This is a genomic window from Microcoleus sp. LEGE 07076 (assembly GCF_015207455.1).
GTDB lineage: Bacteria > Cyanobacteriota > Cyanobacteriia > Cyanobacteriales > Microcoleaceae > Microcoleus.
This window is the reverse complement of record NZ_JADEWV010000436.1, coordinates 1-1814: the sequence shown is the minus strand read 5'-3', so window position 1 is coordinate 1814 and position 1814 is coordinate 1. Positions and strand designations below refer to the sequence as shown.

1 protein-coding gene is annotated in these 1814 nt (G+C 43.9%); it reads right to left on the bottom strand.

What is annotated here, in order from left to right; all coding sequences use genetic code 11:
* Positions 1 to 169: 169 nt before the first annotated feature.
* Positions 170 to 1579 carry an adenylate/guanylate cyclase domain-containing protein gene (locus IQ270_RS30010; RefSeq protein WP_193976742.1) on the bottom strand — a complete coding sequence of 470 codons (1410 nt, stop codon included), beginning with the start codon at positions 1577 to 1579 and terminating at the stop codon, positions 170 to 172.
* Between the last annotated feature and the right edge of the window lie 235 nt (positions 1580 to 1814).

Genomic DNA, 1814 nt, shown 5'->3' with positions numbered 1-1814 from the left:
CCCTTATTAAGGGGGGCTAGGGGGGATCGAGACTCGGCTATAAACGAGAGAGACGGTCGGTTTTACGTTAAGTTGACACGCCTTTGGCTCTTGGAGTTTCCCTACCCGTTTGCTGTTGCCGAAATTCCAACCAAAGGCTGGCAATAACCCAGTATATTTGCTTGCCAAGTTAGCTTATTTTAGCGACCCCTCCAGCAGACAGCGCAATTACCGATTCAGTATTAATTCTAGCAGTATAAGCGACTTGCGCCCCTTGTATTCCCTTTAAATCCTCAGCTCGTTTTTGAATTTCCGACACTCCTGTAGCTGTTAATGCTGTTAAAAATTGTGGATCTTCATAAACTTCTTGGGAAAATGAAACTTCGTCGCTTTTAGAGAGATTTTGAATCCGGGCTGCTTTGTTGACTGTGGAACCGAAATAGTCGATCGCATTATTCAGATTTACCAGCAAAGCCGTTCCTCGGTGAATACCAATTTTGACTCTGATCCACTCTTGTTGCGGGCGATTTGAGTTGTACTTTCTGAAACTGGCCGCAGCAGCGGCGGCAGCCCCGATCGCTTGTTCGTTGCTGATAAAAGAAGCCATGACAGCATCGCCGATGGTTTTAATGACTTTGCCGCCGCATTGCTCGACCGACTCAAAGAAAATTTCAAAATGATCGCGCACAATATTGTAAGCTTTTGTATCTCCCAGTGTTTCGTACATTCTGGTAGAACCGGTAATATCGGTAAACATGATAGTAATCGCCCTAATCTTGACTCGCTCTCTTTCTGAAAGCGCTTGTTCGCCGAACAACTGCTTGTAATCTGGGTGATGAATCAGTTGGATTCCTGACAGCCGCAAAGGCAGTTGTTCTAATGTCAGTTCATCGGGCAATTCATCGAGATACAAAATTAGTCCAGACAAATTGTGTCCCTGATTAGTTAATTCTATTTTGACTTTTCCCGGACGGATAACTAGCTCTTTTTTGTCAAAATGTTTTCCCTGCAACTGCGTGAGTTTAATTTCTTGTAAGTCTGCTGTTGCTTCGCCTTCAACTTTTAAAATTCCCTTAGCTAAAGTCAGGGGACAGCAGTAGCGGTATCTACCGTTTTCTAAGGTAAGTATCTCCGATTCGGTACAGCATAAAGGCGTTACCAGTTGCAGTTTGTTCTGAATTACTGGAGGCGGAGCACAGACGGGCCGCAGTTTCGGATTTTCGATTTCTTTGTTGAGCGAAAAAGTCACTTCGACGCGATCGAGCAAATCTATGTTAAACTCGCGATCGCACATCGGGCAGAAAGAAATTTCCGATGCGCCTGCCAAATCCTTAAATTCCTCTGTAATCATGTTGCAGTGCGGGCAGTGAATGTCCCAGTGCAAATCAAATGTGCCGGCTTTTACTCCGTACAGAAACTCCGAAGTAATTTCTTTAATATTCTTGACTAAATCGCCTGCTACGTAGAAAGGGTTAATCCGCAATCTCTGCAAAAGGTGGGAACCGGCTAACCAGTTTTCGATTTGGTCGATCGTTCCTTTGCTCGAATTAGGACGTTTTTTAAGTTGTTCTAGGTTTTCTTTTAAAAGTTCGATATTCACAATATGCTTGCCTTTGAGCATCAGTGCAAGAAATTTATAAGCATTTTCTGGTACGATCGGCTCGTCTGCTCTGTTCTTCCCTGAGAATTCTGATCGGTTTGCACCTGTGCCGCTGTCCCCGATCTGTGTACAAATATTAACAAATTACCAGGCTAAAAGCGATGTTTCTTTAGGGTGAATAATCACCGCTCGGTTAAATACCAAGGGCGATCGCATCTGTCTACAGAAACATATT